Source organism: Profundibacterium mesophilum KAUST100406-0324, from assembly GCF_009835145.1.
Taxonomy (GTDB): domain Bacteria; phylum Pseudomonadota; class Alphaproteobacteria; order Rhodobacterales; family Rhodobacteraceae; genus Profundibacterium; species Profundibacterium mesophilum.
This window is the reverse complement of sequence record NZ_APKE01000100.1, coordinates 1-356: the sequence shown is the minus strand read 5'-3', so window position 1 is coordinate 356 and position 356 is coordinate 1. Positions and strand designations below refer to the sequence as shown.

Sequence of the window (356 nt, the reverse complement as noted above, 5' to 3'; positions counted from 1 at the left end):
GCGGAGGTGGGCATCGCGCCCGCCGGGCGGCTGCGGCCGGTGTCGGAGGCCGGGGTGCTGAGCCTGGTGGCCTCGATCGGCGAGCTGGGGGTGATGAAGGACCCGATCCATGTGCGCCGGGTGCCCCACCGGGGCGGCGCGCTCGAACTGATGGCCGGCGGGCACCGCCTGGAAGCGGCCCGGCGCCTCGGCTGGACGGATATCCCGGCGACGGTCTGGACCTGCAGCGACGACTGGGCGCACCTGGTCGAGATCGACGACAACCTCGGCGGGTCCGAGCTCGGCGCCCTCGATACGGCCGTCTTCCTCGCGGCGCGCAAGCGTATATACGAGAAGCTTCACCCCGAAGCCGCCTC

Annotated in this window: 1 protein-coding gene; it reads left to right on the top strand. The window is 73.0% G+C overall.

The features are described from left to right. Positions 1-6: 6 nt before the first annotated feature. Positions 7-356: ParB N-terminal domain-containing protein (locus tag PMES_RS16420; protein WP_159966781.1), on the top strand; the 350-nt coding region annotated here is incomplete at its 3' end.